Annotated in this window: 26 protein-coding genes; 8 read left to right on the plus strand and 18 right to left on the minus strand. The window is 58.2% G+C overall.

Going from position 1 to position 23,643, the window contains the following annotated elements:
- Positions 1 to 3: 3 nt before the first annotated feature.
- Together ABTV87_RS26045 and ABTV87_RS26050 are read right to left on the minus strand one after the other, a co-directional pair.
- Positions 4 to 3,396, minus strand: coding sequence for a hypothetical protein (locus tag ABTV87_RS26045; protein WP_433898586.1), 3,393 nt, complete (start codon positions 3,394 to 3,396; stop codon positions 4 to 6).
- A gap of 68 nt (positions 3,397 to 3,464) precedes the next feature.
- Positions 3,465 to 4,460 (minus strand): GlxA family transcriptional regulator, encoded by a 996-nt coding sequence (locus tag ABTV87_RS26050; protein ID WP_433898587.1) that lies wholly within the window; start codon positions 4,458 to 4,460, stop codon positions 3,465 to 3,467.
- A 101-nt stretch (positions 4,461 to 4,561) separates the two neighbouring features.
- On the opposite strand from ABTV87_RS26050, the gene ABTV87_RS26055 reads away from it, so the two are divergent.
- The 7 genes from ABTV87_RS26055 (at position 4,562) to ABTV87_RS26085 (ending at position 9,737) form a co-directional block, all read left to right on the plus strand.
- Positions 4,562 to 5,116 (plus strand): cysteine hydrolase family protein, encoded by a 555-nt coding sequence (locus ABTV87_RS26055; protein WP_085609130.1) that lies wholly within the window; start codon positions 4,562 to 4,564, stop codon positions 5,114 to 5,116.
- A gap of 153 nt (positions 5,117 to 5,269) precedes the next feature.
- The gene (locus ABTV87_RS26060) at positions 5,270 to 5,938 is read left to right on the plus strand and encodes a YjfI family protein (RefSeq protein WP_007955624.1); all 669 of its coding nucleotides are present in this window, start codon (positions 5,270 to 5,272) and stop codon (positions 5,936 to 5,938) included.
- Positions 5,939 to 5,955: 17 nt separating this feature from the next.
- Complete coding sequence (locus tag ABTV87_RS26065; RefSeq protein ID WP_433898588.1) at positions 5,956 to 6,654, plus strand: PspA/IM30 family protein; 699 nt, start codon at positions 5,956 to 5,958, stop codon at positions 6,652 to 6,654.
- Between the two features lie 123 nt (positions 6,655 to 6,777).
- A complete protein-coding gene (locus tag ABTV87_RS26070; protein ID WP_085609133.1) occupies positions 6,778 to 7,428 on the plus strand; it encodes a DUF2491 family protein in 651 nt (216 codons plus the stop codon).
- Between the two features lie 13 nt (positions 7,429 to 7,441).
- Positions 7,442 to 7,867, plus strand: coding sequence for a DUF350 domain-containing protein (locus ABTV87_RS26075; RefSeq protein ID WP_007955627.1), 426 nt, complete (start codon positions 7,442 to 7,444; stop codon positions 7,865 to 7,867).
- A gap of 17 nt (positions 7,868 to 7,884) precedes the next feature.
- The gene (locus tag ABTV87_RS26080; RefSeq protein WP_085609134.1) at positions 7,885 to 8,577 is read left to right on the plus strand and encodes a DUF1190 domain-containing protein; all 693 of its coding nucleotides are present in this window, start codon (positions 7,885 to 7,887) and stop codon (positions 8,575 to 8,577) included.
- 2 nt (positions 8,578 to 8,579) lie between these two features.
- Positions 8,580 to 9,737, plus strand: coding sequence for a glutathionylspermidine synthase family protein (locus tag ABTV87_RS26085; protein ID WP_433898589.1), 1,158 nt, complete (start codon positions 8,580 to 8,582; stop codon positions 9,735 to 9,737).
- A gap of 77 nt (positions 9,738 to 9,814) precedes the next feature.
- On the opposite strand, the gene ABTV87_RS26090 is transcribed toward ABTV87_RS26085, so the two are convergent.
- Positions 9,815 to 10,333, minus strand: a complete 519-nt coding sequence (locus ABTV87_RS26090) for a single-stranded DNA-binding protein (protein ID WP_433898590.1) — start codon at positions 10,331 to 10,333, stop codon at positions 9,815 to 9,817.
- A 9-nt stretch (positions 10,334 to 10,342) separates the two neighbouring features.
- On the minus strand, positions 10,343 to 11,740 hold the full coding sequence (locus ABTV87_RS26095; protein ID WP_085747594.1) for an MFS transporter: 1,398 nt from the start codon (positions 11,738 to 11,740) through the stop codon (positions 10,343 to 10,345).
- A 191-nt stretch (positions 11,741 to 11,931) separates the two neighbouring features.
- Here ABTV87_RS26095 and uvrA point away from each other — a divergent pair, with 191 nt between their 5' ends.
- Positions 11,932 to 14,766, plus strand: coding sequence for an excinuclease ABC subunit UvrA (gene uvrA, locus ABTV87_RS26100; RefSeq protein WP_433898591.1), 2,835 nt, complete (start codon positions 11,932 to 11,934; stop codon positions 14,764 to 14,766).
- Positions 14,767 to 14,831: 65 nt separating this feature from the next.
- Here the strand turns inward: uvrA and bfr are convergent, their stop codons facing one another.
- From bfr to rplF, 14 genes are all read right to left on the minus strand, one after another.
- Entirely contained in the window at positions 14,832 to 15,299 is a 468-nt protein-coding gene (gene bfr / locus ABTV87_RS26105; protein WP_007955633.1) for a bacterioferritin, read from the minus strand.
- Between the two features lie 149 nt (positions 15,300 to 15,448).
- Complete coding sequence (locus ABTV87_RS26110; protein ID WP_007955634.1) at positions 15,449 to 16,903, minus strand: catalase; 1,455 nt, start codon at positions 16,901 to 16,903, stop codon at positions 15,449 to 15,451.
- A 238-nt stretch (positions 16,904 to 17,141) separates the two neighbouring features.
- Entirely contained in the window at positions 17,142 to 17,528 is a 387-nt protein-coding gene (rplQ, locus tag ABTV87_RS26115) for a 50S ribosomal protein L17 (protein ID WP_007955635.1), read from the minus strand.
- A 42-nt stretch (positions 17,529 to 17,570) separates the two neighbouring features.
- Positions 17,571 to 18,572 (minus strand): DNA-directed RNA polymerase subunit alpha, encoded by a 1,002-nt coding sequence (locus ABTV87_RS26120; protein ID WP_003186012.1) that lies wholly within the window; start codon positions 18,570 to 18,572, stop codon positions 17,571 to 17,573.
- Between the two features lie 22 nt (positions 18,573 to 18,594).
- Positions 18,595 to 19,215, minus strand: a complete 621-nt coding sequence (gene rpsD / locus ABTV87_RS26125; RefSeq protein ID WP_003176404.1) for a 30S ribosomal protein S4 — start codon at positions 19,213 to 19,215, stop codon at positions 18,595 to 18,597.
- A gap of 18 nt (positions 19,216 to 19,233) precedes the next feature.
- Positions 19,234 to 19,623: a 30S ribosomal protein S11 gene (gene rpsK, locus ABTV87_RS26130; protein WP_002555466.1), complete on the minus strand. Its 390-nt coding sequence runs from the start codon at positions 19,621 to 19,623 to the stop codon at positions 19,234 to 19,236.
- Between the two features lie 30 nt (positions 19,624 to 19,653).
- On the minus strand, positions 19,654 to 20,010 hold the full coding sequence (gene rpsM, locus ABTV87_RS26135; protein WP_009045849.1) for a 30S ribosomal protein S13: 357 nt from the start codon (positions 20,008 to 20,010) through the stop codon (positions 19,654 to 19,656).
- A gap of 130 nt (positions 20,011 to 20,140) precedes the next feature.
- Complete coding sequence (gene rpmJ / locus ABTV87_RS26140; protein ID WP_002555468.1) at positions 20,141 to 20,257, minus strand: 50S ribosomal protein L36; 117 nt, start codon at positions 20,255 to 20,257, stop codon at positions 20,141 to 20,143.
- 27 nt (positions 20,258 to 20,284) lie between these two features.
- Entirely contained in the window at positions 20,285 to 21,613 is a 1,329-nt protein-coding gene (gene secY / locus ABTV87_RS26145) for a preprotein translocase subunit SecY (RefSeq protein WP_003228718.1), read from the minus strand.
- The gene (gene rplO, locus ABTV87_RS26150) at positions 21,614 to 22,051 is read right to left on the minus strand and encodes a 50S ribosomal protein L15 (RefSeq protein ID WP_003228720.1); all 438 of its coding nucleotides are present in this window, start codon (positions 22,049 to 22,051) and stop codon (positions 21,614 to 21,616) included. It lies immediately after the preceding gene.
- A gap of 3 nt (positions 22,052 to 22,054) precedes the next feature.
- Positions 22,055 to 22,231: a 50S ribosomal protein L30 gene (rpmD, locus tag ABTV87_RS26155; RefSeq protein WP_003176408.1), complete on the minus strand. Its 177-nt coding sequence runs from the start codon at positions 22,229 to 22,231 to the stop codon at positions 22,055 to 22,057.
- Positions 22,232 to 22,233: 2 nt separating this feature from the next.
- Positions 22,234 to 22,734: a 30S ribosomal protein S5 gene (gene rpsE, locus ABTV87_RS26160; protein ID WP_007955637.1), complete on the minus strand. Its 501-nt coding sequence runs from the start codon at positions 22,732 to 22,734 to the stop codon at positions 22,234 to 22,236.
- Between the two features lie 3 nt (positions 22,735 to 22,737).
- A complete protein-coding gene (gene rplR / locus ABTV87_RS26165) occupies positions 22,738 to 23,088 on the minus strand; it encodes a 50S ribosomal protein L18 (protein WP_003186037.1) in 351 nt (116 codons plus the stop codon).
- A gap of 10 nt (positions 23,089 to 23,098) precedes the next feature.
- Positions 23,099 to 23,632, minus strand: a complete 534-nt coding sequence (gene rplF, locus ABTV87_RS26170) for a 50S ribosomal protein L6 (protein WP_011336170.1) — start codon at positions 23,630 to 23,632, stop codon at positions 23,099 to 23,101.
- Positions 23,633 to 23,643: the final 11 nt, after the last annotated feature.

The following is a 23,643-nucleotide window of genomic DNA, read 5'->3' on the forward strand; positions in this document are numbered from 1 at the left end:
AGATCAAATCGCTGCGGTGTTCACTATCGCTCTGGCTTCGCCAAGTAACCGCTTGAACTTTTGCTCATTGGAGCCGAATCCCCAGGTCGCTGCCGTCTTCTCGTATGGCAAGTCAGGATATCTGCCGATCAATTTCGCGAGCCATGTCGGCGTTTGTGCGTAATCACTCCGGTTGGAAAACAATTTACCGATCAATAGCGTCAGCAGCTTTGGATCGGTTTCATATTCGATCAGCATTTCGATGATCTGCGTCCGTAACTGCTGACCCTCTTGGCTTGGCCCGCACCGATCATCTCCGGTGCTGGCGTACACCATTGTGGAACGGGCCCGAGAGTCGCCGGACATCAGAATTTTATTTACCAGTTCAATCAGTCCTGGCCACGCACAAGATGCGCAAGCGGCTTCATACACCAGACTCTCAACCACCCTGGCGACCACCGCAGCATCCTGTGGCATCTGCTCAAGTACCTGCATCAACAAGGGCTGCAGGATGATGAATCGAGCGACATCCAAAAAGTTGTCATGCGCTGTCGAAACCTCAAAGCCGCCCAGCGCTTCAACCATGACTTCGCCCAAAAGAACGCGGGTTACGATTCGCTGGGCGAGCAATGCGAAATCTTCTTTGAAAAATGCAAGGCACACACTGACATTGGCGCTATGCAAACCTGGCGACTCGATCAGTTCCCGTGCGGCCTCCTGATCACCTCCCCGGGCCAGAGCATGCAGGCAGATATCGCGCAGTGTCGCGTTATGTTCATGGTCAATGAGCAATCGCATGGCTTGGATTACGGCGCTGACGGGTTCGCCCTCAGCGGTTTCCATGCCTCTCGCCAGTGAAATGAGCGCCGACAAACCAAATACGCGCGATTCGAGAATCGTTTGTATCAGGACGGCCACCTGATCCGGGAAATCGCGAGCCAACAGTCTCAGCATCTGACGGGTATATTCGCTGTCGTTCACTGCCAGCGCTTGCAAGGCCGACCACATCCGTTTTTTCGCCGACAGGTAAAACAACGCCCTTGCCACATCACCCATTACGGATTCAGAGGTGTCCTGCAAGGCGTGGGTCAAACCGAATCGTTCAATCAGAAATGTCCAGCTGTTGCCTTGAGATTCCTCAAGTACCTGCAACATGGCTTGACGCCAGGGCGTCACGCTGAAACCTGGTTGCAATCGGTGTCCCAGCCAGTGTTTTTCCCGCCAGTCGTAACCAGACTCGCCTTTGGCCAGTTCCCAGAGCAGCCTGATGCGCTGCTCCTCCGACCATCGATCGGAGGTCAGCAGTTTCAGCAACGACTCGTTCGGTTCAAATATCAGAAAGATATTTCGCTCCTGGCAATTTCGTCCCATCGTGGCTGCCAATGGCTCCAGTGAAGTCCAGTCAGGCAGTGCTTCGAACACCGAGCACGCAAGACTGCGAGCAATGTCCATCGGGCCCTCCTGCACACTCTGGATCAGCCGCTGTAACTGCACGACTGCCTGATCGGCATCACTCACTGCCAGATCGGTCAATGCGGAACGCAATGCCCCCATCTTCAGCGGAAAGGCGTTGAGACAAGGCAGATCACTAATCGTCTGCGCCACATCCAGGCACCGGCCGTGAAGTCGTTCGGACACTTCGTCAGGCTCAACGCGAAGCTGCCCCTGGGCTTCGATAATGAAGTTGCCACGCCTGAGCGCTTCATAGGCCGCCAGATTGAATCCAGGCATGCCGGACAAGCCACTGAAGGCCAACAAACCCTGCTCAGAACGGGCAAGGGCTTTGGACACACATTCAATGAACTCTGCCAATTGCTCACTGAGAATTTCGTGGTCGGAAATCACCTGACGTTTTCGGTGTTCGATGAATCGATCGACGATCTGTCCTGGCCTGAGTGCAAATCCCGCTTCGGCCTGAATTTGAGCACTGAACCACATCATGCTCGGATGTCGATAACGAGCCAATGATGGATCTCCCAGACGCGCTGCTGCCAACCCGGCTTCGTCGTCTGTGAAATCGTCGAGCTGAATAAGGGGAGCGCCATAGTGCGGCGTAAATACAAGTGAGGAGAACTCCAGATTTGCGTGGAGTCGCCCTATCGTCTCCGGCCGGCCGGTCAGGACCAGTTTCAACTGCGTTTTCGTCATTTGAGCCAGAGTCAGGTCCATCCACTGATTCAAATGACGAGAGAATGCCGGAGCCCGATCAAGGCCATCGATCAGCACCAACAGCGGAGTGTGCTGCAGCCAGTAGGAAATCTCCGAAGAGCTCAGTGAGTACCCTTCATCCACGCCGATGTGTTCACTGATCAAACGACAAAGACTGACAACGAGGCCAGCATCATTGTCATGGAGACTTTCTGCTGCGACCAACAAGACAGGGCGACCCTGCGGGGTGGCAGCAATATTGGCGCACCAACTGGTCTTGCCTTTTCCCGAGCCGCCACTGAGTACCATCAGGGAATTCGGTGAACCGATGAACTTCAACAGGTAGCCGTCCAGCACCCGTCGGGTCACATAGCGTTCAGGATCAATCCTCCCACTGCTCAGCAGCTGACCGATCCGTGCTTGCGTCATGGCCTTGACCACATCTTGAAGCTGGACCTGCAAGCCCTCAAGGCTCAAGCGACGTGAAGAAACCTCGATCCCTTCTCGCCTCAAAATGTCCCACAACCCTGCCAGATCCACAGAGCTTCTGAGTGTCGCGACTTTGAGGCAACTCGCATTTAGCGTCGTCCACGCCTGTCGGGCCTGCTCAGGCTTGAGCAAAACCTGATGCAGCCGCTCTATCGCATAATTTTCGTCCTGCCCGTCCATCGTCTCCAGAATGGTGACATGAGCGCAGCTCAAGAAATCGCGAAACTTTTTCTCAACCTGACGGGCACTTTTTTTCAAGCTCAGAGATTCAACCTCGAATCGCTCCTTGAGCCGGTCAAATGCAGCCTTTTTGGCATCGCTGGTCAGTAACACGTCAAGCGATGTGTCTTTTGCCAAGTCATGACAACTTCGCAACAGGCTCCTGACCGCCACGCGCACCGTACTCGAAGCGGTCATATCGGTGGCAATCACCAGCCTGTCAGTTTTGCAGGAGAAACCGCTACTCCAGAACTGTCGCACCAACTGGGCCAGCGCCTTGTTGAACTCTGCCCCGAGCACCAGACCATGCTTGATCTGAATGTAAACCGTACCGTGTGGAAGTAACTGCAGCACCAGATCATCGACGTGCGTCGAGCTCTCGCAAGCCAATGACTTGATGTTGTGTACCGCGCTCAACTTCCAGGGCAGCGAGATACTCTTTCCAAGCAAAAGCTGCACCGCGCACCACGCCCCGACAGAACCTGCATAGACTGCTCCGCCGGTACTTGCTGCTCCACCTGCAGAACCTCGAGCATTGGTGCCGCCTTTTGTATTGCTCATGAACATCCTTTTAGTCATTGCCTGAAAGCGAAATCTGCCGCGGGCCAAAGTCTGGAGGTCGACTCAGCTTAAGACCGCCCCGATGATGGCGACATGCTACCAAACCGCGACCGATAATCACTCGGCGCCAGCCCGGTGATTTTCTTGAAAGTCGCGCGAAACGCTCCCGGATCCTGATAGCCCACCGTCCACGCAATATGGTCGATGGTGCCGTTGGTGAACTCGAGCATTTCCCGGGCCTTGCCGACCCGCAGGTGCTGACAGTATTCGGTGGGTTTCAGGCCGGTCGCCGCGCGGAAACGGCGCAGGAAAGTACGTTCTTCGAGGCCCGCGCGTTCGGCCATCGCCGTCAGTGAGACATCGGTCGCGCCATTGCCTTGCAGCCAGTGCTGAACCTTGAGAATCGCCCCGTCGCCATGATTGAGGATCGGGGCGAAATTGCTTCCGCAGGCACTGGCGCTGTCGCTGTGTTCCACCACCAGGAATCGCGCGGTCGCGCTGGCGATGCTCGGTCCGAGCAGACGATCGACCAGCCGTAGCCCCAGTTCCGACCAGGCCATCAAACCGGCCGTGGTGATCAGGTCGCCGTCATCGACAATCGGTGTGTCGGCTTTGAGTTTAATGTGTGGATATCGCTCCGCGAACGCCTTGGCTGACGTCCAGTGCGTGGTGGCGCTGCGACCGTCGAGCAGACCGCTTTCGGCCAGCAGCAGAGAACCAACGCACACCCCGCCGAGGGTGGCGCCGCGGGCGTGTTGCTCGCGCAGCCAGTGAATCAGCCCGGTGGGCACCTGGGCTGCCGAAAAACCGCCAATGGACGGCGGAATCACGACCGCCACCAGACCCGCTTCGGCGCCAGGGTCGCTGTCGTGGACCCGCACCGGCGATTGATCGCCCTCGACCTGCCAATGGCTGACCCGCAAGCGCGGCAACTGCGCACTCTGGTGCTCGGCAGCGACCCGGTTGGCCACCGCGAACAGGTCGGTCAACCCATGCACCGCCGCCAGCTGCGCGCCGGGATAGATCAGCACACCCAGTTCGACGACTGCCGGTTTCGCGTCCATTGTCAGTTTTCCCCTGTGTATTGTCGGTGCGGCCAATCCTCGAAAACGTGGTCGGCGCCAATACTGAGCCCACACCCAACGTTCACTTCGAGGACACACCCATGGCCAAGCAAGCGCTCATCGTAGTCGATATCCAGAACGACTACTTCCCCCAAGGCAAGTGGCCGCTGGCCGGTGCCGACGCCGCCGCCGACAACGCCGCCCGGCTGATCGCGGCGTTCCGCGAGGCCGGTGATTCGGTGGTGCACATCCGCCACGAATTCACCTCGCCCGAAGCGCCGTTTTTTACTCCGGGCTCCGAGGGCGCCAAGCTGCATCCGAAAGTGCTCAACCGCGCCGACGAGCCGGTGGTGCTCAAGCATTTCGTCAACTCGTTCCGCGAAACCGAGCTGCAATCGATCCTCGACGAACAGGGCATCAAGGAGCTGGTGGTGGTCGGCAGCATGAGCCACATGTGCGTCGACGGCATCACCCGTGCGGCGGCAGATCTGGGCTACAGCGTCACGGTGATTCACGATGCCTGCGCCAGCCGTGACCTGGAATTCAACGGCCTGACCGTGCCGGCCGCCCACGTGCATGCGGCATTCATGTCGGCGCTGGGGTTTGCCTACGCCAGCGTGGTGTCCACCGACGAGTTCCTCGCTGCCAGCCGCTAAGCCCTGCTCTGATACAACCAGAAAAATCTGCGCCCGCCTCGCTGCGGGCGTTTTTTCGCGTGTCATAAAAATCTCACGCGTGAGCCATTGATGGCACTTTGAATTGGTTGTAGTGTTGCTCACGCGTGAGATGTTCATAACGGAGTCATCGCCATGAAAAGCCGCTCCCCTGCCACTAAGTCAGAGAGCCCAAAGGGAGTGCGCTCGACACCGTCCGCAAAAAAACCGTCGAGCTTCTATATGAAGCAGATGCGCGCGGGCCTGGCTGCCGCCGGTTATGTGAAACACGAAACTTGGGTGCTTCCGGAAAACCGAAGCTTGCTCAAGCAAATGGAGCAACAGCTACGCCAACCGATTCTGGCTGGCTCATTCATGTCGGAGAATTACATGAGCGCAGGCAACAACTGGAACATCGATAGCCTCTACAACGCTTTCAAGGCGCTGGACGAGGTGGCTTCGCAAGAGATCACGCTGTCTCTGATCCAGAGCTCCGAACCCAGCCTCAAGCTGGAAATGAACGAATTCGGCGGTCTGCCGATTCACATCGCCCTCGCCGGTCAGCAGATCATCGTCGACACCGTGCTGGTGGACATTGATTCGATCACCGACGTACGCGCGTTCAACGACGCCGTACTGCGCAGCCGGGAAATGTTCCCGCTGTCGTCGATCGGCATCGAGACCATGCCCAACGGCCAGACCGTCTACAACATGTTCGGTGCACTGAGTGCCGACTCGAGCCTGACCAACGTGGTCACCGAGGTGAAAACCCTGGTCGACAACGTGCAGCGCGCCAGCGAAGCCTTCGAACACTTCTTCAAGTAATCAACAGGGAAAATCCAATGACTCAGTCCATCTGGAGCAAGTTGTTCACCGCGCTGCGCGGCGGCGCCAACGAAGTCGGCGAAGCGATCGCCGACCAACAGGCCCTGCGCATCCTCGATCAGGAAATCCGTGACGCCGACAGCGCGCTGTCCAACGCCCGTCGCGAACTGGTCACCATCATGGCCAAGCACAAACTCTCCGCCGACCGCGTGAGCGAGTACGAAGCCAAGATCAGGGACCTGGAAGCCAAGGCCGTTTCCTCCCTGAACGCTGGCCGTGAAGACCTGGCGCTGGAAGTGGCCGAAGCGATCTCGACCCTGACCAACGACCTGGGCGTCGAGAAGAAGCAGAGCGACGAGTTCGGCACCTACGCCGACAACATGCGCAAGGACATCAACAAGGCCGAAGCACGGATCAAGAGCCTGCGCCAGCAAGTGGACATGGCCAAGGCCCGTGAAAGCGTGCAGAAGGCTCAGGTCAGCGCCTCGATCGCCAGCGGCGGCGCCAACGGCAAGCTGGAAACCGCTGTCGGCACTCTGAACCGTCTGCAAGCCAAGCAGCAGCAACGCGCTGCCGAGCTGAGTGCTGCCGACGAGCTGGCCGATGCGTCGACCGGCAACGACCTGGATCGCAAGCTGCGCGAAGCCGGCATCACGCCGAACGAAGGCAGCGCCAACGCTATCCTTGAGCGTCTGAAGCAGAAGTCCGCCCAGTAACGGCGGCGAGAAAAAAGAAGGGCACCGGGTGCCCTTCTTTTTTGCCTGCTCGTTTGTCACGAGGCCGGTACACTAGCGGCGTTTTGCCAACGAATATCTCCACCCGCTTCAAGGAATGTACCCATGGGATGGTTCAAAGATTTGCTCGGCACCAGCAACTGGCAGTCGGCCGCGCCGGCGTCCGGGTCTGCCGGCGGCCCGCTCGGACTGGCCCAGGGCAAGGCGATCCGCTTCGACACGACCCTCGGCCTGTTGCTCGACGGCAGCACTTCAGTGCGGGTTCCCGACGCCCAGGCCATCTGGAGCGCCGGCTGGATCGACCTCGGTCAGTCGAACAAACTGCATCGCTACTATCTGAACGACGAAGAGTTCTGGGTACAGATCCATGTCACGGGCGACGACCAGATCGAGTCGGTGACGCTGTTCAATTACGTCAGCTATGTGACGGTCAACAGTGACGCCGAACTGCAGCGTCTGGCCGGTCCGAACAGTCAGATCGGCCTGCCGACCTATCGCCATGAAGGTGTCGAATACACCCGTGAATGGGGCACCGAACGCGGCCAGACCGAACTGGTGCCGCTCACCGAACAGGTGATCAACCCGGACGAGTCCTACACCATCAACCATCACTCGATGCTCTACGCCCGCGAGACCGGCCTGACCGATCGCCGCGAACTCTTGCTGTTCTCCGTCGAACAGGACGAAGAAGGCACTGTCAGCCTGAGCACCTCGCTGGGCATCTCGCTGTACACCACCGATTTGAGCACCATCTAAAAGGAAGTTTTCCATGCTGGAAGCGTTGTCCATTTCCCTGAACAAAGCCGCGCTGGTCGGTTTCGTTGCCTACCTGATCGGCGCCGTGCTGCTGTTCATGCTGTTTCAGTTCGTCTACACCCGCGTCACGCCGCACAAGGAATTCGAGCTGATCCGTTCCGGCAACGTCGCCGCCGCCATTGCCCTGTCCGGCGCAATCATCGGTTTCGCGATTCCGGCGAGCAACGTGATCGCCCATTCGATCAACGTCCTCGACTTCGTCCTCTGGGCGGTGATCGCAGCGGTGGTGCAATTGTTGGCCTTCCTGGCCACCGGGCTGGTGCTCAAGGGCACGTCCCAGCGCATCGCCAACGGTGAAATCGCTGCGGGCATCTATGTGGCGGCGGTGGCGATCAGCGTCGGCATGCTGAACGCCGCGTGCATGACCCCGTCCTACTGATCGGCAGGAAGCCTGAGATGAAACGAAGCAAGTACGTTCAACTGTCGCTGGCCGCTTCGGTGGCCCTGGCGATTTCCGGTGAAGTGGCCGCCCAGGAACAGCAACGCAACTTCCAGAGCGTCGAACAATGCGTCGACGCCGAACTGGCACCGGATGTCTGCTCGAACGCGTACGTCGCGGCCCTGGCCGAACACCGGCGGATCTCCCCGGCCTACGACGACAAGGCTGCCTGCGACGCGGACTTTGCCGCTGACTGGTGTCAGAAAAATTCCGCCGGCCGTTTCGTGCCGAAACTCGGTGGCTTCAAGGTGCCGCAGGACGGTGAGCCGGCGCAGAACCTCGATGCGATCGCCAATGCGCAGATGCCTGCCGGCGATGCGGCTGCCGTACAGAGCAATCAGACCAGCACTTCGCACTCGTCCAGCGGTGCAGGCAACGGCTGGCTCACCGGATGGCTGATCGGCAATGCCATGAGCAACAACCGCGCGAGCGACTCGCGGCCGGTTTATCGCGAGCGCAATACCCGCCAGACCTACGACACCTCGACGCTGAACCGTCGGATCGAGTCGGCACCAAGCCGCAGTCAGCGGGACTACGACAGCGATTACCGCAAACCGGTCAACGTCGCCTCCTCCACCTCCCGTGGCGGTTTCGGCAGCCAGTCCAGCGCACGCAGCGGTTGGGGCGGCTGGGGCCGTTCGAGCAGCTGACCATGAAGAAGATCCACTGCGCCGAGCGCCACGACTGGAAACAGACCGCCGAAAGCCTCGGTTTTCTGTTTCACACCATCGACGACGAGCCGTACTGGGACGAGCGCGCCTACTACCAGTTCACGCTCGCGCAGATCGAAAACGACCTGGAAGATCCGACCACCGAGCTGCATGAGATGTGCATGGACCTGGTCGACCGCGTCGTGCACAGCGAAGAACTGCTGGATCGCCTGAGCATCCCGTCGCCGTACTACGACATGATCCGAACGTCCTGGCTGGAAGGTCATCCGCATCTGTACGGGCGTATGGATTTCTCCTACAGCGGCAACGGCCCGGCGAAACTGCTCGAACTCAACTACGACACGCCCACCAGCCTTTATGAAGCGGCGGCGTTCCAGTGGGGCTGGCTGGAGCAGTGCATCGAGCGCGGGCTGCTGCCGCGCCATGCCGACCAGTTCAACAGCATCGACACCCGGCTGCACGAAGCCTTTGCCCAACTGAAACTCACGCGGCCGTTTTACTTCGCCTCGATGAAAGACTCGGTGGAAGACAAGGGCACCACGGATTACCTGCGGTTGATCGCAGAGAAGGTCGGCATCGAATCGCGGCACATCGACATCGAAGACATCGGCCTGAGCGCTGAGGGTCGTTTCGTGGATCTCGAGGATCGCTGGATCCCGCACCTGTTCAAACTGCACGCCTGGGAGTTCATCTTCCACGAGCCGTTCGGCGCGGCGATTGCCGAGTGCGACACGCAGTTTTTCGAACCGGCGTGGAAATCCATTCTCTCCAACAAGGGCGCCCTGCCCCTGCTATGGGAGTTTCACAAGGGCCACCCGAATATGCTCGCCGCGCACCTCGACCCGAACCCGGGCAGCGCGGTGCCCAAGGGTTGGGTACGCAAACCGTACTTCTCCCGGGAAGGCGCCAACATCGAATTGCAGACCGCCGAAGGTCTGATCGTCAAAGAGGATGGGCCCTACACCGATGCGCCCTTCATCCTGCAGGAGTTTGCCCCTTTGCCGAAGTTCGACGACAGCTACACGTTGATCGGTTCGTGGGTAATCGGTGATCAGGCGGCGGGGATTGGTGTGCGGGAAGACAATAGTCTGATTACCAAGGATTCGAGCCGGTTTCTGCCGCATCTGATTCTTGACTGAAAAAACCTGCGCGCATGAAAAAGGCCCGTCGTGTTAAGCGACGGGCCTTTTTTATTTAGCGCGGATACAGCAGCGAATCAGAACGGAATATCGTCATCGAAGCTGTCGAAATCCGGAGCCGGTTGCGGTGCGGCCGGCTGTGGAGCCGGGGCCGAACGCTGCTGAGGTGCCGACTGCTGCGGACGCGGAGCCTGTTGGCGTGGCGCCTGCTGCTGATAGTTGTTGCCACCGCCTTGTTGGTCGCCCTGTTGTGGACGGCCGCCGAGCAGTTGCATGGTGCCTTGCATGTCGACCACGATCTCGGTGGTGTAACGCTTGATACCGTCTTTTTCCCATTCACGGGTCTGCAGCTTGCCTTCGATGTAAACTTGCGAACCCTTGCGCAGGTATTCGCCGGCGATTTCGGCAACCTTGCCGAACATCGATACGCGGTGCCACTCGGTCTTCTCGACCTTCTGACCGGTCTGCTTATCGGTCCACTGCTCGCTGGTCGCCAGACTCAGGTTGGTCACGGCGTTACCGTTGGGCAGGTAGCGTACTTCGGGATCCTGGCCGCAAGTACCGACCAGAATGACTTTGTTAACCCCACGGGCCATAACGTTCTCCTAGGCTTCGCACGCAGTCTGCGCCGGGTTGTTCACCAGGCGTTCGAGAGTGGTGCGATCCATTAATTCGGTGTCCAGTTTGATGTAGATCGCCGCTTCATCAGCGACTATCACCGCATCAGTTACCCCTACGAGGGCCTTGAGACGCTCGACCAGACCCGCTTCGCGGATCGCTTCGGGCGACAACGGCAGGCGCAGGCTCGTCACGTAGGGAGGTTCGCGCATGGTAACAGCAAAGGCCAGCCAAAGTGCAGCCAGCCCGGCACATCCGAGGAACACAACCGACAGACCGCCATGCTGGAACATCCAGCCGCCGAGAATCCCGCCGAGTGCCGAACCGAGGAACTGACTGGTGGAGTACACGCCCATGGCCGTGCCCTTGCCACCTGCCGGTGAAACCTTGCTGATCAGCGACGGCAGCGATGCTTCCAGCAGATTGAACGCGGTGAAGAACACCACCGTCCCGATCACCAGAGCCCGCAGGCTGTCACCGAACTGCCAGAAGAATAGCTCAGTGAGCATCAGCGTCATCACGGCGCCGAGCAAAACTCGTTTCATTTTGCGTTTCTTCTCGCCGTAGATAATGAACGGGATCATGGCGAAGAAAGAAATCAGCAGCGCGGTGAGGTAGACCCACCAATGCTGTTCCTTGGGCAAACCGGCTTTTTCGACCAGCGCCAGGGGCAGTGCGACGAAGCTCGACATCAACATCGCATGTAACACAAAAATGCCGAGGTCCAGCCGCAGCAGGTCCGGATGCTTGAGCGTCGGCATCAACGCCTGGCGCGCCACGCCGGACTCGCGGTGGCTCAGCGGCCCGGTGGATTTCGGCACCATGAACATCACGATCACGACCCCCACCAGCGCCATGCCACCGGTGGCGAGGAACAGGCCAGACAGACCGAACGCACGGGTCAGCAGCGGGCCGACCACCATGGCCACGGCGAACGACAGGCCGATGGTCATGCCGATCATGGCCATGGCCTTGGTGCGGTGCTGTTCGCGAGTCAGGTCAGAGAGCAAGGCCATGACCGCTGCGGAAATAGCGCCGGCACCCTGCAGGATCCGTCCGGCAATCACGCCCCAGATCGAATCGGCCTGGGCTGCCAGCACGCTGCCGAGGGCGAAGACGATCAGCCCAAGGTAAATCACCGGACGCCGGCCGATGCGGTCGGAAATGATCCCGAACGGAATCTGGAAAATCGCCTGGGTCAGGCCGTAAGCGCCGATCGCCAGCCCGATCAGGGCCGGGGTCGCTCCCGCCAGATCCATGCCGTAGGTCGCCAGTACCGGCAACACCATGAACATGCCAAGCATACGGAAGGCGAACACCAGGGCCAGACCGCTCGCCGCGCGGGTCTCGCTGCCACTCATGCGTTCGCTGTGGGGATCGTGCATGGAAAAACCTCGTGTGAACCGGCGGCGATTCTACCAGTCCCATCGAGAGACGGGGTATATCGCGACGCTTTGACGCGTACAGATGAAACTCTCTTCATGTAAGACAAAAAACCCTTCATTTGATAGTGTGCATCCATCCAGTATTTGGCCGTATACTCCTGTGTTTTCGACGCCCGCCGAGCGAGGCCATTTTGGACAAGATCCTGATTCGTGGGGCCCGCACCCACAACCTGAAGAACATCGACCTGACCCTGCCACGGGACAAACTGATCGTCATCACCGGCCTGTCCGGATCCGGCAAGTCGTCCCTGGCCTTCGACACGCTGTACGCCGAAGGTCAGCGCCGCTATGTCGAATCCCTGTCGGCCTATGCCCGGCAGTTCCTGTCGATGATGGAAAAACCCGACGTCGACACCATCGAAGGCCTGTCGCCGGCGATCTCCATCGAACAGAAGTCGACCTCGCACAACCCGCGCTCCACGGTCGGCACCATCACCGAAATCTACGACTACCTGCGTCTGCTTTATGCACGCGTCGGTACGCCGCGCTGCCCGGATCACGACATTCCGCTGGAAGCCCAGACCGTCAGCCAGATGGTCGACCTGGTGCTGGCCCAGCCGGAAGGCAGCAAGCTGATGCTGCTGGCGCCGGTGATCCGCGAGCGCAAGGGCGAGCACCTGTCGGTATTCGAAGAACTGCGCGCCCAGGGCTTTGTCCGGGCCCGGGTCAACGGCCGGCTCTGCGAGCTGGACGAACTGCCGAAACTGGATAAACAGAAGAAGCACACGATTGAAGTCGTGGTCGACCGCTTTAAGGTTCGCGCCGACCTGCAGCAGCGTCTGGCGGAATCCTTCGAAACCGCACTGAAGCTGGCCGACGGCATCGCGCTGGTGGCGCCGATGGACGACGAGCCGGGCGAAGAGATGATCTTCTCCGCGCGCTTCGCCTGCCCGATCTGCGGCCACGCGATCAGCGAGCTGGAACCCAAGCTGTTTTCCTTCAACAACCCGGCCGGCGCCTGCCCGACCTGTGACGGTCTGGGCGTGAAGCAGTTCTTCGACATCAAGCGACTGGTCAACGGTGAGCTGACCTTGGCCGAGGGCGCGATCCGCGGCTGGGACCGGCGCAACGTCTATTACTTCCAGATGCTCGGCTCACTGGCCGCGCACTACGGTTTCAGCCTGGAGCAGCCGTTCAACGAGCTGCCGGCCGATCAGCAGAAGTTCATCCTGCACGGCAGCGGCTCGCAGAACGTCGACTTCAAATACCTCAACGACCGGGGCGACATCGTCAAACGCTCGCACCCGTTCGAAGGCATCGTGCCGAACCTCGAGCGCCGCTACCGCGAAACCGAATCGGCGAGCGTGCGCGAAGAACTGGCGAAGTTCCTCAGCACCCAGTCCTGCCCGGATTGCCGTGGCACCCGCCTGCGTCGCGAAGCGCGGCACGTGTGGGTCGGCGAGAAAACCCTGCCGGCGGTGACCAACCTGCCGATCGGCGACGCCTGCGATTACTTCGGCGCGCTGAAGATGACCGGGCGCCGTGGCGAGATCGCCGACAAGATTCTCAAGGAAATCCGCGAGCGCCTGCAATTCCTGGTCAATGTCGGTCTCGACTATCTGTCGCTGGATCGTAGTGCCGACACGCTATCTGGCGGCGAGGCACAGCGGATTCGTCTGGCCAGCCAGATCGGCGCGGGCCTGGTGGGTGTTCTCTATATCCTTGATGAACCGTCCATTGGTCTGCACCAGCGCGACAACGATCGCCTGCTCGGCACCCTCAAACACCTGCGCGACATCGGCAACACGGTGATTGTGGTCGAGCATGACGAAGACGCGATCCGTCTCGCTGACTACGTAGTGGATATCGGCCCGGGCGCCGGCGTTCATGGCGGGCAGATCGTCGCCGAAGGCACGCCGGACGAAGTCATGGCGCATCCGGATTCGCTGACCGGTAAGTACCTGTCGGGCCGGGTCAAGATCGAAGTGCCGGCCAAGCGCACACCGCACAACAAGAAGCAGGTGCTGTCGCTCAAGGGTGCGCGGGGCAACAACCTGCGCAACGTCGACCTGGAAATCCCGATCGGCCTGCTGACTTGCGTGACGGGTGTTTCCGGTTCCGGCAAATCGACGCTGATCAACAACACGCTGTTCCCGCTGAGCGCCACGGCACTCAACGGCGCGACCACTCTGGAAGCGGCAGCCCACGACAGCATCAAAGGCCTGGAGCATCTGGACAAGGTCGTCGACATCGACCAGAGCCCGATCGGCCGTACGCCACGCTCCAACCCGGCGACCTATACCGGGCTGTTCACGCCGATCCGCGAATTGTTTGCCGGCGTGCCCGAGTCCCGCTCCCGTGGTTACGGCCCGGGGCGTTTCTCGTTCAACGTGAAGGGTGGTCGTTGCGAAGCCTGCCAGGGCGACGGTCTGATCAAAGTGGAAATGCACTTCCTGCCGGACATCTACGTTCCGTGCGACGTGTGCAAGAGCAAGCGCTACAACCGCGAAACCCTGGAGATCAAATACAAGGGCAAGAGCATCCACGAAACCCTCGAAATGACCATCGAGGAAGCGCGGGTGTTCTTCGACGCGGTGCCGGCGCTGGCGCGCAAGCTGCAAACACTGATGGATGTGGGCCTGTCGTACATCAAGCTCGGACAGTCGGCGACGACGCTGTCCGGTGGTGAGGCCCAGCGGGTCAAGTTGTCCCGCGAGCTGTCCAAGCGCGATACCGGCAAGACCCTGTACATCCTCGACGAGCCGACCACCGGTCTGCACTTCGCAGATATCCAGCAATTGCTCGACGTACTGCATCGCCTGCGCGACCACGGCAACACCGTGGTGGTGATCGAGCACAACCTCGACGTGATCAAGACCGCCGACTGGCTGGTGGATCTCGGCCCCGAGGGTGGTTCGAAAGGTGGCCAGATCATCGCCACCGGTACGCCGGAGGAAGTGGCCGAGATGAAGCAATCTCACACCGGGCATTACCTCAAGCCGCTGTTGATCCGCGATCGGGCCTGATCGCCGGGCATGAAAAAGCCCCTGTCACTTCGTCAGTGACAGGGGCTTTTTTGTATCGGCTGCAATCAGGACGCGTGGGACTGCAGGTAGTTCTGGATACCGATCAGTTTGATCAGGCCCAGCTGCTTTTCAAGCCAGTAGGTGTGATCTTCTTCGGTGTCATGCAACTGAAGCTTGAGGATATCGCGGCTTACATAGTCGCCATTCTTTTCACACAGCTCGATGCCTTTGCACAATGCAGCACGAACCTTGTACTCAAGGCGCAGATCCGCTTCGAGCATGGTCTCAACCGTGGTACCAACATCCAGGTCATCCGGGCGCATGCGCGGAGTGCCTTCGAGCATCAGAATCCGGCGCATCAGCGCATCGGCGTGACCAGCCTCTTCTTCCATCTCGTGGTTGATTCGTTCGTAGAGCTTGGTGAATCCCCAGTCCTCATACATCCGCGAGTGAACGAAATATTGGTCACGCGCGGCCAGTTCGCCGGTCAGCAACGTGTTGAGGTAATCGATAACGTCTGGGTGGCCTTGCATCGCCCTACATCTCCCTGCTTGAAAGTCTGTAGTTTGAACCAACCTGACTGGAAGGTCACTCACTTCGCGCAATAAAAGCGAAGATATTCTGAGAAAAGCAGCCTAAATAACGCAAAAACCGCCCTAATGAGGGCGGTTCTGCTTCTCGTTTAGACTTCGTTAAGCTGTACGTTGAGCAGCTTTGCGATTGCTTCTCCGTACGCCGGGTCGGCCTTGTGGAAATGCTGCAACTGACGGTCGACGACATCACTCGATACACCCGCCATCGCGCCGGCAATGTTGCTGACCAACAACGCTTTCTGTTCGTCGCTCATCAAGCGGAACAGCGCACCGGCGTGGCTGTAGTAGTCGGTGTCTTCGCGGTGATCGTAGCGATCAGCCGCGCCGCTCAGGGCCAGCGCAGGCTCGGCATAATGTGGCGCTTGTTTCGGCGACTCTACGTAGCTGTTCGGCTCGTAGTTAGGCGCTGCACCACCATTGCTGCCAAAAGCCATCGAACCATCACGCTGGTAAGTATTCACCGGGCTGCGCGGAGCATTCACTGGCAGCTGTTGGTGGTTGGTGCCTACACGGTAGCGGTGGGCATCGGCGTATGCGAAGACACGACCTTGCAGCATGCGATCCGGTGACAGACCTACGCCAGGCACCATGTTGCTTGGACCGAACGCAGCTTGCTCGACTTCCGCAAAATAGTTGAGCGGATTACGGTTCAGTTCCAGCTCACCCACTTCAATCAGCGGGAACTCCTTCTGCGACCAGGTTTTGGTCACGTCGAACGGGTTCTCGTAGTGAGCAGCAGCCTGGGCCTCGGTCATGATCTGGATGCACACGCTCCATTTCGGGAAGTCACCACGCTCGATGGCTTCGAACAGATCACGCTGGGCGTAATCGGGATCTGTGCCCGCCAGACGTGCCGCGTCTGCCGGCGCGAGGTTCTTGATCCCTTGCTTGGTCTTGTAGTGCCACTTCACCCAGTGACGCTCGCCTTGAGCGCTGATCAGGCTGTAGGTGTGGCTGCCAAAACCGTGCATGTGGCGATAGCCGTCCGGGATACCCCGATCAGAAAACAGAATGGTGACCTGGTGCAGCGCTTCAGGCGAATGCGACCAGAAGTCCCACATCATCTGCGCACTTTTCAGGTTGCTCTGCGGCAGGCGTTTCTGGGTGTGGATAAAGTCAGGAAATTTCAGCGGATCGCGAATGAAGAACACCGGCGTGTTGTTGCCGACGATGTCCCAGTTGCCTTCTTCGGTGTAGAACTTGAGGGCGAAGCCACGCGGATCGCGCTCGGTGTCGGCCGAGCCACGCTCACCACCGACCGTTGAAAAACGCAGGAAGGTCGGCGTCTGTTTGCCGACAGCAGAGAACAGCTTGGCGCTGGTGTACTGCGTAATGTCGCGAGTGACCGTGAAAGTGCCATATGCGCCCGAACCCTTGGCGTGTACACGACGCTCGGGAATGTTTTCCCGGTTGAAGTGAGCAAGCTTCTCGATCAGGTGGAAATCATCGAGCAGCAACGGACCACGAGGGCCGGCGGAGCGAGAGTTCTGGTTATCAGCGACAGGTGCGCCACTGGCGGTCGTAAGCGTCTTGTTCTGGCTCATGCGATCTTCATCCTCTATCGGTCTTGAACTGCCGGCTAATCGGCTTGTTGGGGAGTATCGATCATCAATATGACAGCCACAAATTCATTAACTTATGGTCATCAATAGAGAAAAACTAACACCAAATCCCCGCACATAGTGCAGACCCAAACAGGGTAGAAGCTTGTACGAACCGCGCATTTCTTACAGGCACAAAAAACCGGGCACTAGGCCCGGTTCCTTGTTTCAGACTGATGTCTTACTCAGCGGATACAGCTTCACCGCCGACAGCACGATCAACCAGTTCGACGTACGCCATAGGCGCGTTGTCGCCAGCGCGGAAACCGCACTTGAGGATGCGCAGGTAGCCACCCTCACGGGTAGCGTAACGCTTGCCCAGGTCGTTGAAGAGCTTACCAACGATAGCTTTCGAACGAGTACGGTCGAAAGCCAGACGACGGTTAGCAACGCTGTCTGTCTTGGCCAGAGTGATCAGCGGCTCGGCAACGCGGCGCAGTTCTTTGGCTTTTGGCAGAGTAGTTTTGATCAGCTCGTGCTCGAACAGCGACACCGCCATGTTCTGGAACATGGCCTTGCGGTGCGAGCTGGTGCGGCTCAGGTGACGCCCACTTTTACGATGACGCATGGTTCATTCCTTACCAAACACTACGTTCGGTGATTACGACGATCAGGCAGTCGCCTTGTCGTCCTTCTTAAGACTTGCAGGCGGCCAGTTGTCGAGGCGCATGCCGAGGGACAGACCGCGGGAGGCCAGAACGTCCTTGATTTCAGTCAAGGATTTCTTGCCCAGGTTCGGAGTCTTCAACAGCTCTACTTCGGTACGCTGAATCAGGTCGCCGATGTAGTAGATGTTTTCCGCCTTAAGGCAGTTAGCCGAACGTACAGTCAGTTCCAGATCGTCAACCGGGCGAAGCAGGATCGGATCGATCTCGTCTTCCTGCTCGACAACCACTGGCTCACTGTCACCTTTGAGGTCGACGAACGCAGCCAACTGCTGTTGCAGAATGGTTGCAGCGCGGCGGATAGCCTCTTCAGGATCCAGAGTACCGTTGGTTTCCAGATCAATAACCAGCTTGTCCAGGTTGGTACGCTGTTCGACACGGGCGTTTTCCACCACGTATGCGATACGGCGAACCGGGCTGAACGAAGAGTCAAGCTGCAAGCGACCGATGCTGCGGCTTTCGTCTTCATCGCTCTGACGCGAGTCTGCTGGTTCATAACCACGACCACGAGCTACGGTGAGCTTCATGTTCAGGGCGCCGTTAGACGCCAGGTTAGCGATTACGTGATCGGGATTAACGATCTCGACATCATGATCCAGCTGAATATCGGCAGCGGTAACCACCCCCGAACCCTTCTTCGACAAGGTCAGCGTAACTTCGTCACGACCGTGCAGCTTGATGGCCAGACCTTTAAGGTTCAACAGGATTTCAATTACGTCTTCCTGTACACCTTCGATGGCGCTGTACTCGTGGAGCACACCGTCAATCTCGGCCTCGACTACTGCGCAGCCGGGCATTGAGGACAACAGGATGCGGCGCAGCGCGTTGCCCAGGGTGTGGCCAAAACCACGCTCGAGAGGCTCGAGAGTGATCTTGGCGCGGGTTGGACTGACAACCTGCACATCAATGTGGCGGGGTGTCAGGAACTCATTTACCGAAATCTGCATGGATGCACCTATTTTCTAGCCCTTACTTGGAGTAGAGCTCGACAATCAGGCTTTCGTTGATGTCGGCGGACAGATCACTGCGAGCAGGAACGTTCTTGAAAACGCCCGACTTCTTCTCAGTGTCTACTTCTACCCATTCTACGCGGCCACGTTGGGCACACAGATCGAGAGCTTGGACAATGCGAAGTTGGTTTTTTGCTTTCTCGCGAACAGCAACCACGTCACCAGCACGAACCTGGTAGGACGGAACGTTTACGGTCTGACCGTTAACGCTGATCGACTTGTGCGATACCAGCTGACGGGATTCGGCACGAGTCGAACCAAAGCCCATACGGTATACAACGTTGTCCAGACGGCATTCGAGCAGTTGCAGCAGGTTTTCACCGGTTGCACCTTTCTTGCCAGCAGCTTCTTTGTAGTAGCCGCTGAACTGACGCTCGAGAACGCCGTAGATACGACGGACCTTCTGCTTTTCACGCAGTTGGGTGCCGTAGTCGGACTGGCGACCGCGGCGTTGGCCGTGGATACCAGGTGCTGCTTCAATGTTGCACTTCGATTCGATCGCGCGCACGCCGCTCTTCAGGAAGAGATCGGTGCCTTCGCGACGAGCGAGTTTGCATTTTGGACCAATGTAACGAGCCATTCTTTACAATCTCCTGGATTACACGCGGCGCTTCTTCGGCGGACGGCACCCGTTGTGCGGGATTGGCGTCACGTCGGTGATGCTGGCGATCTTGTAGCCACAGCCGTTCAAAGCGCGGACTGCGGATTCACGACCTGGACCTGGACCCTTGACGTTCACGTCGAGGTTTTTCAGGCCGTATTCCAGCGCAGCTTGACCAGCACGCTCAGCAGCTACTTGAGCAGCGAACGGGGTGGACTTGCGGGAACCGCGGAAACCCGAACCACCGGAGGTAGCCCAGGAAAGAGCGTTACCTTGACGGTCGGTGATGGTCACGATGGTGTTGTTAAAAGAAGCATGGATGTGGGCGATGCCATCAACCACTGTCTTTTTAACTTTTTTACGAGGACGAGCAGCAGGTTTTGCCATGATTAAATTCCTGTCGATTCGCTGGGGCGATTACTTGCGGATCGGCTTACGCGGACCTTTACGGGTACGCGCGTTGGTCTTGGTACGCTGACCGCGTACTGGCAGACCACGACGATGACGCAGACCGCGATAGCAACCGAGGTCCATCAAGCGCTTGATTTTCATGTTGATTTCGCGACGCAGGTCACCTTCAGTGGTGAACTTCGCCACTTCGCCACGCAGCTGTTCAATCTGCTCGTCGCTCAGATCCTTGATCTTTGCGGCTGGGTTTACCCCAGTCTCTGCACAGATCTTCTGTGCAGTAGTGCGACCAACACCATAGATGTAGGTCAGCGAGATAACAGTATGCTTGTTATCTGGAATGTTAACGCCTGCAATACGGGCCATTCAGTGGGACTCCAATTGACAGCTACCTACGCCCCGGAAGCCAAGAAATAGGGCGCGAGATAATATCGCTGTAATAACAAATAATCAACCCGGTAGCGCACTAGCTACCGGGCTTGAAGCACAATCACACTCAGCCTTGGCGCTGTTTGTGACGCGGTTCCGCGCTGCAAATTACTCGAACAACACCTTCGCGGCGAATAATCTTGCAGTTACGGCACAGCTTTTTCACCGATGCACGAACTTTCATCACCAACTCCTCGAACCTTATGGGTACTCAGCGCAACATGCCGCTGCCGTAACCCTTCAGGTTGGCTTTCTTCATCAGGGATTCGTACTGGTGCGAAACGAGGTGCGATTGTACTTGGGACATGAAGTCCATCACAACCACGACCACGATCAGCAACGAGGTCCCGCCAAGGTAGAACGGAACGTTTGCTGCAACCACCAGGAACTGGGGCAACAAGCACACGGCCGTCATGTAAAGAGCACCGAACATGGTCAAGCGAGTCAAAACGCCATCAATATAGCGTGCGGACTGCTCACCTGGACGGATGCCCGGAATAAAGGCACCGGACTTCTTCAGGTTTTCCGCTACGTCTTTCGGATTGAACATCAACGCCGTATAGAAGAAGCAGAAGAAAATAATCCCTGCACTAAACAGCAGAATATTCAACGGCTGACCAGGAGCGATCGACTGCGAGATGTCCTGCAACCAGCCCATACCTTCAGACTGACCAAACCAGGCACCCAACGAAGCCGGGAACAGCAAAATGCTGCTCGCGAAAATAGCCGGAATAACACCGGCCATGTTCACCTTCAGCGGCAAGTGGCTTGTCTGCGCAGCAAAAACCTTGCGGCCCTGCTGACGCTTGGCGTAGTGAACAGCGATACGACGCTGACCACGCTCAATGAACACCACGAAACCGATAATCGCTACTGCCAGCAAACCGATGGCAACCAAAGCGAAGATGTTGATATCGCCCTGACGCGCAGACTCGAAAGACTGCCCGATTGCTCTCGGAAGACCGGCGACGATACCCGAAAAAATCAACATCGAGATACCGTTGCCTACACCACGCTCAGTAATCTGCTCACCCAGCCACATCATGAACATCGCGCCAGCCACAAACGTGGAGACCGCGACGAAATGGAAGCCAAAGTCACCAGTGAACGCAACGCCCTGCCCCGCCAGACCAATGGACATGCCAATGGCCTGAACGAGAGCGAGGACGACGGTGCCGTAGCGGGTGTACTGGCTGATCTTGCGACGGCCAGCTTCACCTTCCTTCTTCAACTGCTCCAGCTGCGGGCTGACGGCGGTCATCAGCTGCATGATGATCGATGCCGAAATGTACGGCATGATCCCCAGTGCAAAGATGCTCATCCGTTCCAGCGCGCCGCCGGAAAACATGTTGAACAAGCTAAGAATGGTCCCCTCATTCTGTCGAAACAGGTCTGCGAGTCGGTCCGGGTTGATACCTGGAACCGGGATGTGTGCGCCTATTCGGTAGACGATAATCGCCAGGAACAGAAAACGCAGACGAGCCCAAAGTTCAGACATACCGCCTTTGCCGAGCGCAGAGAGAGCACCTTGCTTAGCCATTTATTCCTCGAACTTGCCGCCAGCTGCTTCGATAGCCGCACGCGCACCTTTGGTGGCGCCGATTCCCTTGCCGATAGTGACAGCGCGAGTCACTTCACCGGACAGCATGATTTTCACACGCTGTACGTTGACGTTGATCACGTTGGCATCTTTCAGGGACTGCACGGTGACGATGTCGCCTTCCACTTTAGCCAGCTCGGACAGACGCACTTCTGCGCGATCCATGGCTTTCAGGGAAACGAAACCGAACTTCGGCAGGCGACGATGCAGCGGCTGTTGACCGCCTTCAAAGCCTGGAGCAATGGTGCCACCGGAGCGGGAAGTCTGACCTTTGTGACCACGGCCACCAGTCTTACCCAAACCACTACCGATACCACGGCCCGGACGATGCTTTTCGCGACGGGAACCCGGCGCTGGACTCAGATCATTGAGTTTCATCGATTAACCCTCGACACGCAGCATGTAGTAAGCCTTGTTGATCATCCCGCGATTCTCGGGAGTATCCTGGACTTCTACAGTGTGACCGATGCGACGCAGACCCAGACCCTTAACGCACAGTTTGTGGTTAGGGATGCGGCCGGTCATGCTTTTGATCAGCGTAACTTTAACGGTAGCCATGATTACTTGATCTCCTCAACACGCAGGCCACGTTTGGCTGCAATGGATTCAGGAGACTGCATGGCCTTCAGACCCTTGAAAGTGGCGTGAACCACGTTTACAGGGTTAGTCGAGCCGTAGCACTTGGCCAGAACGTTCTGAACGCCAGCAACTTCGAGGACAGCACGCATAGCGCCGCCAGCGATGATACCGGTACCTTCAGAAGCAGGCTGCATGTACACCTTCGAAGCGCCATGGGCAGACTTCATTGCGTACTGCAGAGTGGTGCCGTTCAGATCAACCTGGATCATGTTGCGGCGAGCAGCTTCCATTGCCTTCTGGATCGCAGCAGGCACTTCACGCGACTTGCCACGGCCGAAGCCAACACGCCCTTTACCATCACCAACCACGGTCAACGCGGTGAAAGTGAAGATACGGCCGCCTTTAACGGTTTTGGCTACGCGGTTAACTTGAACCAGCTTCTCGATGTAGCCTTCGTCGCGCTTTTGGTCGTTATTTGACATAACTTAGAACTCCAGCCCAGCTTCACGAGCAGCATCAGCCAGCGCTTTAACGCGGCCGTGGTACTTGAAGCCAGAGCGGTCGAAAGCCACCTGCGAGACGCCAGCGGCCTTAGCACGCGTAGCGACCAGCTGGCCAACCTTAGTGGCCGCGTCGATGTTGCCAGTGGCGCCATCACGCAGTTCTTTATCCAAAGTCGAGGCGCTTGCCAGGACTTTGTTGCCGTCGGCCGAAATGACCTGGGCGTAGATGTGCTGCGAAGAGCGGAACACGCAGAGACGCACGACTTCGAGTTCGTGCATTTTCAGGCGTGCTTTGCGAGCGCGACGCAGTCGAGTAACTTTTTTGTCGGTCATTTGCTATGCCCTACTTCTTCTTGGCTTCTTTACGACGGACGACTTCGTCCGCGTAGCGCACACCTTTGCCTTTGTACGGCTCTGGTGGACGGAAGTCGCGGATCTCGGCGGCCACTTGACCTACCAGCTGCTTGTCGATGCCCTTGATCAGGATATCGGTCTGGCTAGGAGTCTCAGCGGTGATGCCTTCCGGCAGTTCGTAATCCACTGGGTGCGAGAAGCCAAGAGCCAGGTTCAGCACCTGACCTTTTGCTTGCGCTTTGTAACCAACACCGACCAGCTGGAGCTTACGCTCGAAGCCTTGGCTTACGCCCTGGACCATGTTGTTTACCAACGCACGAGTGGTACCGGCCATTGCGCGAGTCTGTTGATCGCCATTGCGAGCAGCAAAACGCAGCTCACCGGCTTCTTCAACGACTTCAACGGACGAATGGACGTTCAGTTCAAGAGTACCCTTGGCACCCTTCACCGAAAGCTGTTGGCCTGCGAATTTTACTTCGACACCGGCTGGCAGCTTAACGGGGTTCTTAGCGACGCGAGACATGCTTATCCCCC

It is taken from the genome of Pseudomonas sp. PSE1(2024), from assembly GCF_050990555.1.
GTDB lineage: Bacteria > Pseudomonadota > Gammaproteobacteria > Pseudomonadales > Pseudomonadaceae > Aquipseudomonas > Aquipseudomonas aphyarum.

What these genes read in the sequence shown, in the direction of transcription:
- ABTV87_RS26045 (WP_433898586.1), bottom strand. Translation starts at nt 3,396, where the DNA reads ATGAGCAATACAAAAGGCGGCACCAATGCTCGAGGTTCTGCAGGTGGA.
- ABTV87_RS26050 (WP_433898587.1), bottom strand. Translation starts at nt 4,460, where the DNA reads ATGGACGCGAAACCGGCAGTCGTCGAACTGGGTGTGCTGATCTATCCC.
- ABTV87_RS26055 (WP_085609130.1), top strand. Translation starts at nt 4,562, where the DNA reads ATGGCCAAGCAAGCGCTCATCGTAGTCGATATCCAGAACGACTACTTC.
- ABTV87_RS26060 (WP_007955624.1), top strand. Translation starts at nt 5,270, where the DNA reads ATGAAAAGCCGCTCCCCTGCCACTAAGTCAGAGAGCCCAAAGGGAGTG.
- ABTV87_RS26065 (WP_433898588.1), top strand. Translation starts at nt 5,956, where the DNA reads ATGACTCAGTCCATCTGGAGCAAGTTGTTCACCGCGCTGCGCGGCGGC.
- ABTV87_RS26070 (WP_085609133.1), top strand. Translation starts at nt 6,778, where the DNA reads ATGGGATGGTTCAAAGATTTGCTCGGCACCAGCAACTGGCAGTCGGCC.
- ABTV87_RS26075 (WP_007955627.1), top strand. Translation starts at nt 7,442, where the DNA reads ATGCTGGAAGCGTTGTCCATTTCCCTGAACAAAGCCGCGCTGGTCGGT.
- ABTV87_RS26080 (WP_085609134.1), top strand. Translation starts at nt 7,885, where the DNA reads ATGAAACGAAGCAAGTACGTTCAACTGTCGCTGGCCGCTTCGGTGGCC.
- ABTV87_RS26085 (WP_433898589.1), top strand. Translation starts at nt 8,580, where the DNA reads ATGAAGAAGATCCACTGCGCCGAGCGCCACGACTGGAAACAGACCGCC.
- ABTV87_RS26090 (WP_433898590.1), bottom strand. Translation starts at nt 10,333, where the DNA reads ATGGCCCGTGGGGTTAACAAAGTCATTCTGGTCGGTACTTGCGGCCAG.
- ABTV87_RS26095 (WP_085747594.1), bottom strand. Translation starts at nt 11,740, where the DNA reads ATGCACGATCCCCACAGCGAACGCATGAGTGGCAGCGAGACCCGCGCG.
- bfr (WP_007955633.1), bottom strand. Translation starts at nt 15,299, where the DNA reads ATGCAAGGCCACCCAGACGTTATCGATTACCTCAACACGTTGCTGACC.
- ABTV87_RS26110 (WP_007955634.1), bottom strand. Translation starts at nt 16,903, where the DNA reads ATGAGCCAGAACAAGACGCTTACGACCGCCAGTGGCGCACCTGTCGCT.
- rplQ (WP_007955635.1), bottom strand. Translation starts at nt 17,528, where the DNA reads ATGCGTCATCGTAAAAGTGGGCGTCACCTGAGCCGCACCAGCTCGCAC.
- ABTV87_RS26120 (WP_003186012.1), bottom strand. Translation starts at nt 18,572, where the DNA reads ATGCAGATTTCGGTAAATGAGTTCCTGACACCCCGCCACATTGATGTG.
- rpsD (WP_003176404.1), bottom strand. Translation starts at nt 19,215, where the DNA reads ATGGCTCGTTACATTGGTCCAAAATGCAAACTCGCTCGTCGCGAAGGC.
- rpsK (WP_002555466.1), bottom strand. Translation starts at nt 19,623, where the DNA reads ATGGCAAAACCTGCTGCTCGTCCTCGTAAAAAAGTTAAAAAGACAGTG.
- rpsM (WP_009045849.1), bottom strand. Translation starts at nt 20,010, where the DNA reads ATGGCCCGTATTGCAGGCGTTAACATTCCAGATAACAAGCATACTGTT.
- rpmJ (WP_002555468.1), bottom strand. Translation starts at nt 20,257, where the DNA reads ATGAAAGTTCGTGCATCGGTGAAAAAGCTGTGCCGTAACTGCAAGATT.
- secY (WP_003228718.1), bottom strand. Translation starts at nt 21,613, where the DNA reads ATGGCTAAGCAAGGTGCTCTCTCTGCGCTCGGCAAAGGCGGTATGTCT.
- rplO (WP_003228720.1), bottom strand. Translation starts at nt 22,051, where the DNA reads ATGAAACTCAATGATCTGAGTCCAGCGCCGGGTTCCCGTCGCGAAAAG.
- rpmD (WP_003176408.1), bottom strand. Translation starts at nt 22,231, where the DNA reads ATGGCTACCGTTAAAGTTACGCTGATCAAAAGCATGACCGGCCGCATC.
- rpsE (WP_007955637.1), bottom strand. Translation starts at nt 22,734, where the DNA reads ATGTCAAATAACGACCAAAAGCGCGACGAAGGCTACATCGAGAAGCTG.
- rplR (WP_003186037.1), bottom strand. Translation starts at nt 23,088, where the DNA reads ATGACCGACAAAAAAGTTACTCGACTGCGTCGCGCTCGCAAAGCACGC.
- rplF (WP_011336170.1), bottom strand. Translation starts at nt 23,632, where the DNA reads ATGTCTCGCGTCGCTAAGAACCCCGTTAAGCTGCCAGCCGGTGTCGAA.